The 773-nt window shown below is 55.9% G+C and carries 2 protein-coding genes; one reads left to right on the forward strand and one right to left on the reverse strand.

Annotated features, from left to right (window positions below):
• On the reverse strand, positions 1–261 hold a 261-nt coding region (locus B3C64_RS07510; RefSeq protein ID WP_291534846.1), incomplete at its 3' end, for a Glu/Leu/Phe/Val dehydrogenase dimerization domain-containing protein.
• 283 nt (positions 262–544) lie between these two features.
• Between B3C64_RS07510 and B3C64_RS07515 the strand changes: the two genes are divergently transcribed.
• Complete coding sequence (locus B3C64_RS07515; protein WP_291534847.1) at positions 545–757, forward strand: hypothetical protein; 213 nt, start codon at positions 545–547, stop codon at positions 755–757.
• Positions 758–773: the final 16 nt, after the last annotated feature.

The following is a 773-nucleotide window of genomic DNA, read 5'->3' on the forward strand; positions in this document are numbered from 1 at the left end:
TGCGGAATTGAACTGGATGCGGTAGCCGCGGTTCACCTGCACCTTGCCTTCGTCATCCGTCCAGGCGACGCGGAACTTCACCACGCGTTCCGGCTCGACGAGGCGTTCAAGCACGCCAGCCTTCTCGTATTCCGGGTGCTTCTCGACCACCGGTTCGAGGCTTTCGAACACTTCTCGGACGGCCTGCAGGAATTCCGGCTGGTCGCCATCGCGCTTCTCAACCTGCGCGTATACGCGCTTGACGTACTCGTCAGTGAGCATGTTTTCCCCTTCGAATAGTTGGGTTATCAATACGACGGTCTCATTCTATGTGTCCGAATATGGACTGCACAAGACCTTGCTCAGGATTTGGTGGAGGCATGTTGTGACTCTCCCCTGCTGATTGATCGCTATCACCGCTTTGCCCATCGCACTGGGAAGTCTGTGCTCTTCCCTGCCGGTCGGTATTGCTGATCGTCGGTCGCATCGGATTCGATGAAGGTGCATGTTCTCCCCATTGCCGAGGTCGCGGCCAGTGTCGCCCTCACCGCTGCCATACACGGCAATGGGCTGTACCATCGTGCAGAGTTTGCTGCATGTTACATTGGTGCCGGTAGAAGTCCGTGTTCTCTCCGTTGCGGAGCGTGCCGTTTTGGTGATTCCAATGATATTGCTGGTGATATTGCTGGATGGACATTCCGCTGACTGGATGGTTGAGTTCCCTGAGAAGCCTTTGGCGGGTGAATTCATCCAGTGGCTGGATGATTTAGGACATTGAGATGCGTGTCAGCGGG

Origin of the sequence: Bifidobacterium sp. UBA6881, assembly GCA_002451435.1 — a bacterium.
Classification (GTDB): domain Bacteria; phylum Actinomycetota; class Actinomycetes; order Actinomycetales; family Bifidobacteriaceae; genus Bifidobacterium.

Excerpts from the sequence above, each read along its gene's own strand:
- B3C64_RS07515 (WP_291534847.1), top strand. The coding sequence starts at position 545 with ATGGGCTGTACCATCGTGCAGAGTTTGCTGCATGTTACATTGGTGCCG.